The 13,646-nt window shown below is 66.3% G+C and carries 17 protein-coding genes; 8 read left to right on the top strand and 9 right to left on the bottom strand.

Translation table 11 applies throughout. The annotated features are described in order from the left end of the window. Nucleotides 1-375: RNA 2',3'-cyclic phosphodiesterase (thpR, locus tag ACIQ42_RS08060; protein ID WP_397421685.1), on the bottom strand; the 375-nt coding region annotated here is incomplete at its 3' end. Between the two features lie 116 nt (nucleotides 376-491). On the opposite strand from thpR, the gene ACIQ42_RS08055 reads away from it, so the two are divergent. Further along, a complete protein-coding gene (locus tag ACIQ42_RS08055) occupies nucleotides 492-1,238 on the top strand; it encodes a Bax inhibitor-1/YccA family protein (protein ID WP_397421684.1) in 747 nt (248 codons plus the stop codon). 109 nt (nucleotides 1,239-1,347) lie between these two features. Here ACIQ42_RS08055 and ACIQ42_RS08050 read toward each other — a convergent pair whose 3' ends face one another. The 3 genes from ACIQ42_RS08050 to acnA form a co-directional block, all read right to left on the bottom strand. Next, entirely contained in the window at nucleotides 1,348-1,683 is a 336-nt protein-coding gene (locus tag ACIQ42_RS08050; RefSeq protein WP_397421683.1) for a DUF2794 domain-containing protein, read from the bottom strand. Nucleotides 1,684-1,972: 289 nt separating this feature from the next. Beyond that, nucleotides 1,973-2,671, bottom strand: coding sequence for a DUF1223 domain-containing protein (locus ACIQ42_RS08045; RefSeq protein ID WP_397421682.1), 699 nt, complete (start codon nucleotides 2,669-2,671; stop codon nucleotides 1,973-1,975). Nucleotides 2,672-2,810: 139 nt separating this feature from the next. After that, nucleotides 2,811-5,501 (bottom strand): aconitate hydratase AcnA, encoded by a 2,691-nt coding sequence (acnA, locus tag ACIQ42_RS08040; RefSeq protein ID WP_397421681.1) that lies wholly within the window; start codon nucleotides 5,499-5,501, stop codon nucleotides 2,811-2,813. Between the two features lie 154 nt (nucleotides 5,502-5,655). Between acnA and ccmA the strand changes: the two genes are divergently transcribed. The 6 genes from ccmA (at nucleotide 5,656) to ACIQ42_RS08010 (ending at nucleotide 8,720) form a co-directional block, all read left to right on the top strand. Then, on the top strand, nucleotides 5,656-6,294 hold the full coding sequence (gene ccmA / locus ACIQ42_RS08035) for a heme ABC exporter ATP-binding protein CcmA (protein ID WP_397421680.1): 639 nt from the start codon (nucleotides 5,656-5,658) through the stop codon (nucleotides 6,292-6,294). Beyond that, complete coding sequence (ccmB, locus tag ACIQ42_RS08030; protein WP_397421679.1) at nucleotides 6,291-6,956, top strand: heme exporter protein CcmB; 666 nt, start codon at nucleotides 6,291-6,293, stop codon at nucleotides 6,954-6,956. Before ccmA ends, ccmB begins: the two co-directional genes overlap by 4 nt. A gap of 69 nt (nucleotides 6,957-7,025) precedes the next feature. Further along, on the top strand, nucleotides 7,026-7,754 hold the full coding sequence (gene ccmC / locus ACIQ42_RS08025; RefSeq protein ID WP_397421678.1) for a heme ABC transporter permease CcmC: 729 nt from the start codon (nucleotides 7,026-7,028) through the stop codon (nucleotides 7,752-7,754). Between the two features lie 4 nt (nucleotides 7,755-7,758). After that, complete coding sequence (gene ccmD / locus ACIQ42_RS08020; protein WP_397421677.1) at nucleotides 7,759-7,911, top strand: heme exporter protein CcmD; 153 nt, start codon at nucleotides 7,759-7,761, stop codon at nucleotides 7,909-7,911. Beyond that, nucleotides 7,908-8,423, top strand: coding sequence for a DsbE family thiol:disulfide interchange protein (locus tag ACIQ42_RS08015; protein ID WP_397421676.1), 516 nt, complete (start codon nucleotides 7,908-7,910; stop codon nucleotides 8,421-8,423). Before ccmD ends, ACIQ42_RS08015 begins: the two co-directional genes overlap by 4 nt. A 132-nt stretch (nucleotides 8,424-8,555) precedes the next feature. Then, a complete protein-coding gene (locus ACIQ42_RS08010) occupies nucleotides 8,556-8,720 on the top strand; it encodes a hypothetical protein (protein ID WP_397421675.1) in 165 nt (54 codons plus the stop codon). Here the strand turns inward: ACIQ42_RS08010 and ACIQ42_RS08005 are convergent. After that, a complete protein-coding gene (locus ACIQ42_RS08005) occupies nucleotides 8,717-9,292 on the bottom strand; it encodes an inner membrane-spanning protein YciB (protein WP_397421674.1) in 576 nt (191 codons plus the stop codon). The genes ACIQ42_RS08010 and ACIQ42_RS08005 overlap by 4 nt on opposite strands. After that, on the bottom strand, nucleotides 9,289-10,233 hold the full coding sequence (gene ftsY / locus ACIQ42_RS08000) for a signal recognition particle-docking protein FtsY (protein WP_397421673.1): 945 nt from the start codon (nucleotides 10,231-10,233) through the stop codon (nucleotides 9,289-9,291). Before ftsY ends, ACIQ42_RS08005 begins: the two co-directional genes overlap by 4 nt. Nucleotides 10,234-10,292: 59 nt before the next feature. On the opposite strand from ftsY, the gene ACIQ42_RS07995 reads away from it, so the two are divergent. Next, complete coding sequence (locus ACIQ42_RS07995) at nucleotides 10,293-10,910, top strand: trimeric intracellular cation channel family protein (protein ID WP_397421672.1); 618 nt, start codon at nucleotides 10,293-10,295, stop codon at nucleotides 10,908-10,910. Here the strand turns inward: ACIQ42_RS07995 and ACIQ42_RS07990 are convergent. Genes ACIQ42_RS07990 through dapF form a run of 3 tightly spaced genes read right to left on the bottom strand, consistent with a single transcriptional unit; the run spans nucleotide 10,907 to nucleotide 13,426 of the window. Then, nucleotides 10,907-11,347: a GFA family protein gene (locus tag ACIQ42_RS07990; protein WP_397421671.1), complete on the bottom strand. Its 441-nt coding sequence runs from the start codon at nucleotides 11,345-11,347 to the stop codon at nucleotides 10,907-10,909. The genes ACIQ42_RS07995 and ACIQ42_RS07990 overlap by 4 nt on opposite strands. A gap of 10 nt (nucleotides 11,348-11,357) precedes the next feature. Beyond that, the gene (gene mtaB, locus ACIQ42_RS07985) at nucleotides 11,358-12,608 is read right to left on the bottom strand and encodes a tRNA (N(6)-L-threonylcarbamoyladenosine(37)-C(2))-methylthiotransferase MtaB (RefSeq protein WP_397421670.1); all 1,251 of its coding nucleotides are present in this window, start codon (nucleotides 12,606-12,608) and stop codon (nucleotides 11,358-11,360) included. Then, nucleotides 12,605-13,426 (bottom strand): diaminopimelate epimerase, encoded by an 822-nt coding sequence (gene dapF, locus ACIQ42_RS07980; RefSeq protein ID WP_397421669.1) that lies wholly within the window; start codon nucleotides 13,424-13,426, stop codon nucleotides 12,605-12,607. The genes mtaB and dapF overlap by 4 nt, the downstream gene beginning before the upstream one ends. Nucleotides 13,427-13,646: the final 220 nt, after the last annotated feature.

The following is a 13,646-nucleotide window of genomic DNA, read 5'->3' as shown; positions in this document are numbered from 1 at the left end:
GGCGAGCGTCACGTGGGGACGATAGCGCCGGGCGTCAGCCTCCAAGCCCGCGTCCCGGGCGGCGCGTTCGCAGGCGCTGGCCAGTCGCGAGAGCGCCGGGTTGGCCTGCACCCCGGCCCACACCGCCGAAGGGCCATCGCTGTCGGAGAATGAACCCACGCCGTCGAGCACGATGTCAAAGGGCCGGGCCACCACCTGCAGCAACGCCTCGTCCAGATCGCGCGCCATATCCTGTCGGACCTCGCCGAAAAAGCGCAGCGTTACGTGAAAAGCCTCGAGCGGCCGCCAGCGCGCGCCGTCGATGCCTGTTTGCCGACCTTGCAGGGCGCGTCCGATCTCCGGCGGAACGGCGAGCGCGGCGAACAGGCGGATCATGAGCGTTCGATATCCTTGTGATGAGAAAAACGAAGCAGCCCTTGTACAATGGCCTGCGAAAAACGATATTCGATGGGCGTCCGGATTGCGGGCGCGCATCAAAGGGTCTTGCTCAAATGAGCGACTATAACCGCGACTTCGCGCGCTCGATCCCCGCGGATCGCGCCGACATGTCGGTGGACGTGGGCCTCCGCAGCTTCATGCTCGGCGTCTACAACAAAGTGGCGCTGGGTCTGGTCCTGTCGGCGGCGCTTGCGTTCCTGACCAGCAGCTTCCAGCCGATCAGCAGCCTGATGTTCACGGTCGCCAACGGCCGGGTCGGCTACACGATCCTTGGTATGGTGATCGCCTTCGCGCCGCTGGCGGTGATGATGTTCGGCATGTTCGCCATGCGAAACGCCACTGAAAGGACCGCGGGCATCCTCTACTGGTCGATTGTCGGCCTGATCGGCGCCTCGCTGGGCGTGGTGGTGCTGCGTTACACGGGCACATCCATCGCCTCCACCTTCCTGCTCACGGCGACCGCTTTCGGCGCTCTGTCCCTCTTTGGCTACACCACCAAGAAGGACATGACGGCGTTCGGCAGTTTCCTGATCATGGGCATGTGGGGCCTGCTCGGCGCCTCGCTGATCAACATCTTCCTGGGCAGTTCGATGATGTCGCTGATCATCAACGCGCTCGGCGTGTTCATCTTCGCGGGCCTCATCGCCTTCGACACCCAGCGCCTGAAGATGCAGTACTATGAGCTCGGCGGGAACCAGGCCGCCATGGGCGTGGCCACCAACTTCGGCGCGCTCAGCCTCTATCTGAACTTCATCAACCTGTTCCAGTTCCTGCTCGCCTTCCTGGGCGACCGCCGCTAACCGGCGACGCAGGACCAGAGGTTCGAACCCCGGCGGGCGACCGCCGGGGTTTTTTGTCGGGACCTGAAGGCGGCTCGAGGTCATCTGGCCGTGACCGACCAGGCTGTTGTCAGTCGACCACTGAAAATCGGCCCTTGTCGAAGAAGCGGAGCACCTGTTCCAGCTCATGGCCGCGCTTCAGCACATGGCCACCCTGACCGACAATCGCCCAGGCACCCTGCTTGCGGGCCAGCGCCGGGTGCTTTTCAATACGATAGAGCGGCGCCTCAGCGCTGCGGCGGAACACCGAGAAGACGGCGCAATCCCGCAATCCGTCCATGCCGTAGTCGCGCCATTCCCCGGCGGCGACCATTCGCCCATAGAGGCTTAGCAGGCGCTCCAGTTCGCGCCGCTCGAAGAAAACACCCGCCTGCCTCGGCGCTGCGTAGCCCGGATCCAAAGCCATCGAGTCGGAGCCTAAACCCGGATGCCGGCATCAGGCCACCCGATTTCGACGCGCATGACCGACAGATCTGCCGCGAAAAGACCTTGTTTCGGTCCCGTCCTCGCCAGATAGCGCGCCGATATTGCCAGTGTCGGTTGGTCAGAGCGCCCGTTGGTTCCGGATCCTGAAAAGCCCCCCCCAGCCCCGTCCTGGATCAGCGGACTGGCCAGCCGACACTCCTGATTCTCTCCAGAACTGACGGCTCGCACCCTTCCCCCCGAGGGTGCGGGCCCTCTCGGTCAGGTGTGTCTCAGTGCGGACCCTGCGCGAGACCCAGCACCCGGCCCCCACGCGGCGTTTGAACCACCACAAGGGTCTTGAATCCCTCATCGCTTGCCGATGGCAACCGGTAGGCTTTGGGAGCGCCGCGCCAGACGCCCAGCCGCACGATCTGGCGAACCACGTTTCGCTGCACGACCGTCTCGCCACGATTGTCGCCAGCCTTGATGGAAACCTCGACCTCCCTGGGATCGTAGCGGATCATCCAGACATCCGCGCTCCCGCCGCCAGCGACGCGGCCTGAACCCACATCCACCCGCGTGGACCCTACAAACCGCATGTCAGGATAATTGCGCGCCTGACCCACAGCGGTGCGCACCAGCCGGTCCACTTCCGCCGTTTTCTGACCCTGGGTCTCCTGTCGGCCATCCACGACGACCTGCGGCGTATAGGGTTCGCGCAGCTTCAGCCGCGTAACGTAGGCCTTTTGCCGCCCGGTGTGCTCGGGGCGAGCGAAGGTGTCGGTCCAGCCGAGATAGTCCCAATAGTCGACAGAGAACGTAAGAGCGAGAACGCCAGGACGGTCCGCCAGCCTGGCCAGGTGGGCCTCCGCCTCGCGGCAGTTTCCGCAACCCTGCGCCGTGAAAAGTTCCACGAGCACAGGCGGCTTGGCCGCCGCCCCAAGAGGCAAGGCGATCAGGATCAGGCCGAGAAGCGCCGCTATCCGCATCGCCCCGACTTAAGCGGCGTTCGCCGGGCTGTAAATCACAAGAAGCCGTGAGGTGGACGCAGGGGCTCGTACCTCGTCAAAACGCAGAGCGGGCGGCCGCAGACCTGCAGCCGCCCGCCCGCCGTTCCGTCGCCTCAGATCAGGCCGGCTTGGCCAGGCTGCGCAGGACGTAGTTCAGGACGCCGCCGTTCTTGAAGTACTCAAGCTCCATCGGCGTATCGATGCGGCAGCGAACCGGGAAGCGGGCAATGCGACCGTCAGACGGGCGATACATTTCCACGATCAGCTGTTTGCGCGGGGCGAGCTCGGTCAGGCCACGGATGGTGACGATCTCTTCGCCGGTGAGGTTCAGCTTTTGCCAGCCTTCCTGCAGGAACTGCAGCGGCAGGATGCCCATGCCCACCAGGTTCGAACGGTGGATCCGCTCGAAGCTCTCGCAGACTACAGCGCGGACGCCCAGCAGCTTGGTGCCCTTGGCCGCCCAGTCGCGAGACGAGCCGGTGCCGTATTCCTTGCCGGCGAAGATCACCAGCGGACGGCCTTCGCCCTGATAGCGCATGGCCGCGTCGTAGATCGACATCTGGTCGCCGGACGGGAAATGCTTGGTGACGCCGCCTTCGACATCGGGCGTGATCCGGTTCCGGATACGGATGTTGGCGAACGTGCCGCGCATCATCACCTGGTGGTTACCCCGGCGGGCGCCGTAGCCGTTGAACTCCGTCGGCGGCACCTGGCGCTCCACCAGATACTTGCCCGCCGGCGTGGTGGCCCGGAACGAGCCGGCCGGCGAGATGTGGTCGGTGGTGATCGAGTCGCCGAACACACCCAGGACGCGGGCCTCGACGATGTCGGTGACCGCCTTGGGCTCCATCTCCAGCCCTTCGAAATAGGGCGGGTTCTGGACGTAGGTCGAGGTCATGTCCCAGTCGTAGGTCTGGCCGCCCTTGACCTTGATGCCCTGCCAGTTCTTGTCGCCCTTGAAGACGTCGGCGTACCGGCTGGCGAACATCTTGCTGGTGACATGCTTGCGCTGCAGGGCGATGATCTCGGCCGTAGTGGGCCAGATGTCCTTCAGATAGACCGGCTTTCCGTCCTTGCCGGTGCCCAGTGCTTCGGTGGTCAGGTCGATGTTCATCGAGCCGGCCAGGGCGTAGGCCACCACCAGCGGCGGCGAGGCCAGATAGTTGGCGCGGGTATCCGGGTTCACCCGGCCTTCGAAGTTGCGGTTGCCGGATGTGACCGAGCAGACCACGACGTCATTGGCCTGCACCGACTCGGAGATCGCGGGCGCGAGCGGGCCCGAATTGCCGATGCAGGTGGTGCAGCCATAGCCGACCAGATTGAAGCCCAGGGCGTCCAGCGACTTCGTGAGGCCGGCCGACTTCAGATAGTCGGTGACCACCTGAGAGCCCGGCGCCAGCGAGGTCTTCACCCAGGGCTTTACCTTCAGGCCCTTTTCAACGGCCTTCTTGGCCACCAGACCGGCCGCAATCAGCACACCGGGGTTTGAGGTGTTGGTGCAGGAGGTGATGGCCGCAATCACCACGTCGCCGTTGCCGATATCGTACTTTTCGCCGTCGACCTTGAAGCGATCGGTGAGCGTACCGGGCTTGGCGAACATGTCGCCTTCCATGGCTGCCTTGAATTCGGCGGCGGCGGCGGTGAGTTCGACCCGGTCCTGCGGACGCTTGGGGCCGGCCATGGAGGGCACGACGCTGGCCATGTCCAGTTCCAGGGTGTCGGTGAACACGGGGTCCGGATCGGTAGGCTCGCGCCACATGCCCTGGGCCTTGGCGTAGGCCTCGACCAGCGCCACACGGTCCGGCGCCCGGTTTGTGGCGGCCAGATAGTCGATGGTCGCCTGGGTGACGGGGAAGAAGCCGCACGTGGCACCGTACTCCGGGGCCATGTTGGCGATGGTCGCCTGATCTTCCAGGGTCATGTTCGCAAGACCGGGGCCGTAGAACTCGACGAACTTGCCCACCACGCCCTTCTTGCGCAGCATCTGGGTAACGGTCAGCACCAGGTCAGTAGCGGTGGCGCCTTCCGGCAGCGCGCCGTCCAGCCTGAAGCCGATGACTTCCGGGATCAGCATCGGGATCGGCTGGCCCAGCATGGCGGCTTCAGCCTCGATGCCGCCGACGCCCCAGCCCAGCACGGCCAGGCCGTTGATCATGGTGGTGTGGCTGTCGGTGCCGACGACGGTGTCGGGATAGGCCACTTCCTGGCCCTCGTCGGAATTGGTCCAGACCGTCTGGGCCAGATACTCCAGGTTCACCTGGTGGCAGATGCCGGTGCCGGGGGGCACGACGCGGAAGTTGTTGAAGGCTGACGAACCCCAGCGCAGGAAGTTGTAGCGCTCGATATTGCGCTGGTACTCACGCTCGACGTTATCGCCGAAGGCCTTGGCGTTGCCGAAGAAGTCCACCATCACCGAGTGGTCGATCACAAGATCGACGGGGCTCAGCGGATTGATCTTGTCCGGGTTGCCGCCCAGGGCGGTCATGGCGTCGCGCATGGCGGCCAGGTCGACGACGGCGGGCACGCCCGTGAAGTCCTGCATCAGCACACGGGCCGGGCGGAAGCTGATCTCGTGCTCAACCGAGCCCCGGTTATCAGCCCAGGCGGCGATCGCCTTCAGGTCGTCGGCGCCGACCGAGATTCCGTCTTCGTTGCGCAGCAGGTTTTCCAGCAACACCTTCATCGAGATGGGCAGGCGTGAAATGCCGTGAAGTCCCGCTTCCTCAGCCGCCGGAAGGCTGTAGTAAGCGTAGGTCTTCGTTCCGACCGTCAGAAGTCGGCGGGTATTGTGGGTGTCCACGGACGCCATAGCGGGAGATCCTCTCTGTTTTCGGCCACCCAAACCACCCGGGGACTCGCGCGCTCTTCGAAAGACGGACACACAGCGTTCGTCTCCGCGCGGCGTTGGCACCCCCAAGCTTCGGCGACCACGGTGTTCATAGCCCCAGCCCTTCGCCTCGTCCATGCACGCGAATGCGAAGCTTTCCAAAAGGCTGGCTGACCGCGTGATCACCCGTCTCCAGCTCAGAAACACTGCGATCCGCCGGGGCGGGCGCCTGCTGTTTCAGGACGTCTGCCTTGAGATGCAGGCCGGTGAGGCCTGCGCGCTCACCGGGCCGAACGGTTCCGGCAAGACCAGCCTACTCCGGGCGGTGGCTGGATTGGTGGCTCTGGACGCCGGTGACATCACTTTTGGAGACCTGGATCCGACAGAGGCGCGGGGCGATGGGCTCCATCTTGTCGGCCATGCCGATGGTCTCAAGGCCGCGCGAACGGCGCGTGAGGAGCTGGCGTTCTGGACCCGATGGTGCGGCGGGGGTGACTTCGGCGCAGCGGCTGACGCGCTGGAGCTGACGACCTTGCTTGATCTGGAGGTACGCCGGCTATCGGCCGGCCAGCGTCGTCGGCTCGCGCTGGCGCGCATGCTGGCCGCACCCCGCACGCTCTGGCTGCTGGACGAGCCCCTCAGTCCCCTGGACGCCAGATGGCGCGACCGTCTGAGCCAGCTGATGCAGACTCATCTTGATGGTGGCGGCATGATCCTGGCGGCGGTCCACGACCCTCTGCCCGTGGCCAGCCGCAGCCTGGAGCTGTCGACATGAGCCGCCTCATCGCCCTGCTCGGTCGCGAGACCGCCCTGGCGTGGGGGCGCGGCGGCGGGCCGCTGGTCGCCGTCGGTTTCTATGCCGGGGTCGCCACGCTCCTGCCACTGGCGATAGGGCCGGAGCCGCAGCGGCTGGCGGCGATCGCCACGGGCGCGGCCTGGGTGGCGCTGGCGCTGGCCTCACTGCTGTCGCTGGAACGACTGTTCGAGCGCGACTACGAGGATGGCGCGCTGGACCTGTTGACCCTGTCGCCCACGCCGCTGGAGCTGACCTGTTTCGTCAAGTGCCTGGGCCAGTGGCTCGCCACAGGCGCCCCGCTGGCGGCGGCGGCGCCGGTAGCGGCGCTTGGTCTTGGCGCGCCCCTGGAACTGGCGCCGCTGATCTTTGGCTGCGCCCTGCTGGGCGGGCTCGCCTTCGCCTTCATGGGCGGGATCGGCGCAGCCCTCAGCCTCGGCGCGCGGCGCGGCGGACTGTTGACGGCGGTGATCGTGCTGCCGCTGTTCGCGCCCCCGGTGATCTTCGGCGGCGGGGCCATGGACTCGTTCGTATCCGGCCTGCCCTGGCGCGGCGGGCTGGCCCTGTTGGGCGCCTATGCCGCGGCGGCTGTAGCGCTGGGCCCGCTGGCCATGGCTGCAGCGTGTCGCAATGCCCTCTCCTGACCCTCAACCGGTATCGCACATGCTCGCGCGGCTTGCCGGGCGGGCACATGGACTCTATCTCACAAGGCCATGACCTGGGCGCCCGCCTTCCTTTCCAATCCCGAACGCTTCATGGCGTTTTCCCGCTGGGCCGCGCCCATGTTCGGCGTCATCGCCGCCGGACTGGCGGTGGCCGGTCTCTATCTGGGCTTCACCGCACCTGAGGACTACCAGCAGGGCCATACCGTCCGGATCATGTTCATCCACGTGCCGGCGGCGCAGCTGGGCATGTTTGCCTATGCGTGTCTGGGGGTCGCCAGTTTCCTGTCCCTGATTTTCCGCCACGCCCTTGCCGACGCCGCCGCCCAGGCCGCTGCGCCGCTGGGAGCGGCCTTCACTTTCCTGGCGCTGGCCACCGGATCCCTTTGGGGACGACCGATGTGGGGAACCTGGTGGGTCTGGGACGGCCGTCTGACCTCGGTGCTGGTGCTGTTCCTGCTCTACATCGCCTACATCGCGCTACGCGCCTCGATGGACGACGAGGCCAAGGCCGCTCGGGCCGGGGCGATCCTGGCGCTGGTGGGCGTCATCAACCTGCCGATCATTCACTACAGCGTCGAGTGGTGGAATTCACTGCACCAGGGTTCGTCCCTGTTCGCCAAGGGCGGCCCCGCGATGTCGACCGTGTTCCTCGTTCCCCTGCTTCTCATGAGCCTTGCCTATATGTCGGCCTTCGGGTCGCTATGGCTGGTGCGTATCCGCGGCGAGGTGTGGCGCCGCCGCGCCGAAGCCGCAGCTTTGCGCGCGGCGGCGGGCTGAACCCATGTTTGATTTCAAGTACGCCGAATTCATCATCCCGGCCTTTGTGATCACGGCGGTCGTCTTCGGCGGCATGATCCTGCTGTCCGTAAATCACGCCCGCCATTGGCGGCGTCGCTACGAAGAACTCACCCAATCGTCGAAGACGCCCAGGTGAACCGCTGGCTGGCCATCCTGCCGCTGGTGGCGCTCGTGGCGCTGGGCGGGCTCTTCTATTTCTATGCCCTCAAGCGCGATCCCCAGGTGCAGCCACAGGCGCTGGTGGGCAAGATGGTCCCGGACCTGAGCCTGCCCACCCTCGACGAAGGCCAGCCGGTGCGGATTCGCGAGATCGCCGCAGAAGGGCCAATGGTGGTCAATGTATTCGCCTCATGGTGCGCGCCCTGCGAGATCGAACACCCGATCCTGATGGGGATGCGCGGGCAGGGCGTTCGCGTGGTGGGCATCGCCTACAAGGACGCACCGCCCAACACCCAGGCCTTCCTGACACGACTGGGCAATCCGTTTGCCACCGCCCTGGTGGACCGCAACGGGCGCGCCGGAATCGAACTCGGCGTTACCGGTGTCCCCGAGACCTATGTGATCGGGCGTGACGGCGTGGTGCTGGCGAAGCACACCGGGCCGCTCACCGAGGCCGAGGCTGCACGATTGGCGAAACTCGCCCGTTAACCGGTCGTTGAGGCGCCGGCGCCAGTTTGGGCGTCTCGCGTTAACCATAATCCCGGTCGCCCGTTGAACCCGATCCGCCCAGGCAGCCTGCCGCCCGCTCCACCGGCCACAACCGCGCCGGACAACGCCCGGATGGCCCAGGCCAGGGCATTCTTTGCGGCGGCCATGGGGCAACCTGCTGCGCCGACATCGGCCCCGGCTGCCTCCGCCCCGGTCGTGGCTGCGCCATCAGCCTCGACCCCGGATGCGCCCCAGAAGTATCTGCGTCCAGGCTCGCTGATCGATATCCGGGTCTAGTCGACCTTCGGCGGCTCGTCGGTCTTCACGTGCTTCATCAACAGAGGCGCGTGGGCGATGGAGAAGACGAAGGTCAGGATCATCATTCCCGGGAAACGGAAGATCACCCAGGTTTCCTCCGGCTGGGTGCGCCAGACGAACTCGTTCAGCAGCGCCAGACCCAGGAACAACATGGCGAAGTTGATGGTCAGCTGACGCCAGGTCCCGGGCGGCATGTCGAACGCTTCGCCCAGCATCAGACGCAGCGGATTCTTGCCGAAGGCCAGTCCGCCGAGCAGCCCCGCGGCAAACAGGCCGTTCATGATGGTGGGCTTCATCTTCAGGATCCGGGGATCGTGGAAAAATAGCGATGCGCCGCCGAACACCAGCGCCGCCCCTCCGGCGATGGCGGGTAGAGGCGCCACCCGACGCTCCACGATCAGGCCGACCAGCAGGGCCACCGCCGAGCCGATCACCAGGGCCCAGGTGGCCATGGTGATATTCTTGCCGGTCAGGAAGTAGGCGACGAGAAAGACCGCCAGTGCGGAATAGTCGACGAAATTTCGGACCCAGGCCCGCGTGCGTTTGGTCATCGAACAGGCTCCGCAAGGCCAACGAGTGAGCGGGCGAATGCCCGGGCGTTGAAAGGCTGCAGGTCGTCGACGCCCTCGCCGACACCGATCAGCTTGATGGGACTGTCCGAGGCCTGGGCCACCGGCACCAGCACTCCGCCGCGCGCAGTGCCATCCAGCTTGGTCATGACGATGCCGGAAACACCGATCTGGTTGCCGAAGATGTTTTCCTGGGCCAGCGCATTGCGCCCGACAGTGGCGTCCAGCACCAGCAGCGTTTCGTGCGGCGCATCGGGGTCCAGCTTCTTGAGCACCCGGATGATCTTGTGCAGTTCGTCCATCAGGCCCTGCTTGTTCTGAAGCCGCCCGGCGGTGTCGACCAGCACCACGTCGTAGCCCTCGTCCCGGGCCTTCTGCAGGGCGTCGAACGCCAGACCGGCAGCGTCGGAGCCGGTGGGGCGTCCGATGAAGTCGGCGCCGGCGCGATCGGCCCACACCTTCAGTTGCTCCACGGCGGCGGCGCGGAAGGTGTCGCCGGCGACAATCAGCACCCTGGCGCCCTGGCGTTTCAGGTCGGTGGCGATCTTGCCCAGCGTCGTGGTCTTGCCGGACCCGTTCACGCCGATGAACAGCACCACATAGGGTTTGGGACCCGAGAGCGGGGCAAAGACCCCCTCACGCGCGCTCAGCTCCTCACCGATGGCGTTGGACAGCGCCTCGCGGATGTCATTGTCGTCGACGTTCTTCCCGAAAGACTCTGCGGAGAACCGCGCCGTGATCCGGGCGGCCGAGTGCGGACCGAGGTCGGCCTCGATCAACATCTCTTCCAGTTCGTCGAGCTTGGCCTGATCCAGAGGCGCCTTGGCGACGAACACCTGGGCGATCTGCTCGCCCATCTGTTTCGACGACCTGGTGAGGCCTTCGGTGAGCCGCGAGAACCAGCCGCGTTTTGGGTCTGACATGGGGCGGGCTTCTAGCCGCCTCCTTGCGCGCCGTCACCTCTGACCGCACAAAGTCTAGCATGGACGCCCTCGCGCAGACCCTGACCGTACTGGACTATGCTGCCGTCGCCGTCTTTGGCGCGTCCGGTGCGCTGGCCGCCGCGCGACGCAAACACGACATCATCACCTTCGGTTTCTTCGCCGCCGTGACGGGTGTGGGCGGTGGCACCCTGCGCGACCTGCTGATCGATGCACCGGTGTTCTGGGTGGCGCGCCCGGAGTATCTGGCGGTCTGCCTGCTGGGCGCGGTCGCCATCTGGATCTTCGGTTGGGGTCAGGGACGCGAGCGCCTTCTGCTCTGGCTGGATGCCGTAGGCATGGCGGCCTACACCGTCGTCGGCGCCCTGAAAGCCGTGTCCCTGGGCGTACCGCCGGGGTCGGCCATCGTGATGGGCGTGCTGACGTCCACCTTTGGCGGGATCATCCGTGACGTCCTGGCCGAGGAGCCCTCTGTGCTGCTGCGCCGCGAGCTCTATGTGACGCCGGCGTTGCTGGGGGCGGCGGTGTTTGTGGGGCTGAACACCCTCGGCATGGCTCTGGTTATCGCCGGCGCTCTGGGTTTTGCCGCCGCATTCGGCGTTCGCGCCGGCGCGATCCTGTTCGGCTGGCAGATGCCGGGTTTCCCGGGGCGAACCTAGGTGTCGTGATCCGGATGCTGCAGACTGACGATGCTGGCCAGGTGGGCCGCAGCGCGGGGCTCAGTCGGTTCATGGGTGGGCAGGTGGGCAAGCCCGTCAACCCAGGGCAGCTTGCTGGGGCTGCCGAGTTGCTCTGACGGTTGCGCCGCTGCCGGATCGTCCAGGGCGCCGATGGCAAGGGCGATTGTCGTATCGCCATACTCGAAAGTCAGCGGCGTCCCGCAGGCTTCGCAGAAGCCGCGCCAGACCTTGTTGGAACTCTGGAAACGCTTGCGCTCCCCTCGCGTCCAGACAAGTTTAGGTGCCCCGACATAGGGGCCGAAAAGGCCGCCGGTCGCCTTCTGGCACATGCGGCAGTGGCAGATGCTGGCTTCCCCCAGTTCGCCGTCCACCCGGAACCGCACCGCGCCACACTGGCATCCGCCCGAGAAGCTCACAGCGTCCGTCCTAAATCACAGCAGCGAGGGCGCGCCGTCCGTCGTGACCCGTGACGCGGAGGCCGGCGATGGCCCCAACCCGCGCCGCGCCCTCGAACATCACCTCGGTGAAATCTGCGGCTCTGGCCCGGCCGTCGGATTCCACGAGGCCGTCGAGGGTTCTGCCGACCTGGCGATCCAGGTGTCGCGCCAGAGCCGCATCGCCTGCGGCGCGCAGACGCGCGGCGCGGGCCTTGATCACCGGGCCCTTCACCGGCGGCATCCGCGCTGCGGGCGTGCCGGGACGGGCGCTGTAAGGGAAGACGTGCAGGAACGACAGGCCAGCCTCCTCCACCAGCCGCAGGGTATTCTCGAACATCTCGTCCGTCTCGGTCGGGAACCCCGCGATGAAGTCGGCGCCGAACGCCGTGTCCGGGCGCACGGCGCGGACGTCGGCGATCAGCTTCAGGCCATCGGCCCGGCTATGGCGCCGCTTCATGCGCTTCAGGATCATGTCGTCGCCCGCCTGCAGCGACAGGTGCAGATAGGGCATCAGCCGCGGCTCTTCGGCCAGACAGCGCAACAGGTCGGCGTCGATCTCGGCGGCATCGATGGACGACAGCCGCAGGCGCGGCAGTTCGGGCACAAGTTTCAGGATCCGCGCCACCAGCTGGCCCAGCGTCGGCTGACCGGGCAGGTCGGAGCCCCAGCTGGTGACGTCCACCCCGGTGAGCACGATCTCCTGATAGCCCTGCGCCGTCAGTCGCCGGACCTGATCCACCACCTCGCCGGCCCCGGCCGACCGGGAGTTTCCACGGCCGAACGGAATGATACAGAAGGTGCAGCGGTGGTCGCAGCCGTTCTGGACCTCAACATAGGCTCGGGCGCGATCCTTCAATCCGTCAATCAAGTGGCCTGCGGTCTCGCGCACGCTCATGATGTCGTTGACACGCACGCGTACGGGCTCCGCCTGCAGCGCATAGACGCCAGCCTGACTCTTCTCGGCATTGCCCAACACCAGATCCACCTCGGCCATATCGGCGAAGGCCTGCGGATCGATCTGGGCGGCGCAGCCGGTGACGATCAACTTGGCGCCGGGTCGTTCACGGCGGGCCTTGCGGATCGCCTGCCGCGCCTGACGCACCGCCTCGCCGGTGACGGCGCAGGTGTTGAACACCACCGCATCGGTCAGGCCGTCCTCCGCCGCACGCGCGCGGATGACCTCGCTCTCGTAGGCGTTCAGGCGACAGCCAAACGTGACGATGTCGACGTCCGCTGTCACGGCAACTCGCCCATGAAGTCCACGGCGGCAGGCCCGGTCATGATCACGTGGCCGTCATCGCGCCACTCGATGAACAGTTCGCCGCCGTCCAGTTCCAGGGTTGCATGGCGGCCGGTGAGTTCGCGGCGCGCGGCGGCGACCAGGGCCGCGCAGGCGCCGGTGCCGCAGGCCCGCGTCAGGCCCGCCCCACGCTCCCAGACCCTCAGACGAATGCGGTCGGCGGCCACGATTTGGGCGAAGCCGACATTCACCTGCTGCGGGAACAGCGGATGATGCTCCACCACCGGTCCGATCCTGGCGATGGGTACGGACTCCACGTCTGGCACGAAGAACACCACGTGAGGATTGCCCATGGAGACACACCCCGGCGGCGCCATCAGGTCGGCGTGGTCGTAGAGGGAGACACCAAGCGAGACTGTGTCGTGTTCGCTCGCCAGTGGGATCTCACGCCACTCCAGACCCGGAAGGCCCATGTCGACGCTGACCAACCGCTCGCCGGCGCGCGTGGCTACGAGGCGACCGGCCTTTGTCTCGATCACGGCCTCATCCCTGCCCGAGGCCTGCATCAACAACCAGCCGACGCAGCGGGTCCCGTTGCCACAGGCCGAAACCTCCTCGCCGTCCGCGTTCCAGAACCGCACATGGGCGTCGGCGGTGTCGGAGGCCTCAACCACGATCAGCTGATCGCAGCCGACGCCGGTTTCGCGATTGGCGATTGCGCGCACCTCGTCGGCCGTCGGGGCGAACGGGGCGGTGCGGGTCTCGACCACGACAAAGTCGTTGCCGAGCCCGTTCATCTTCAGGAACGGACGGCTCATGGGGGCGGACCTATAGGGCAGAAACGGTCCGAGATCACCTCAGACCCGAATTTCCTAAGGCTTGCGCAGCCCCAACGGTTCGAACGTGGCTCTGGCCCGATCCAGCCTCGCTCGCATGTCTTTCAGAATCTCCGGATGCAGGCTGGCGAGGTTGTAAGCCTCGGCGGGGTCGGCACGGACGTCGAACAACCCCTCACCCCGGATCGCCGCCAGCGGCAGA

It is taken from the genome of Phenylobacterium sp. (assembly GCF_044372605.1).
Classification (GTDB): Bacteria; Pseudomonadota; Alphaproteobacteria; order Caulobacterales; family Caulobacteraceae; genus Phenylobacterium.
This window is presented reverse-complemented; position numbering and strand designations above follow the sequence as displayed.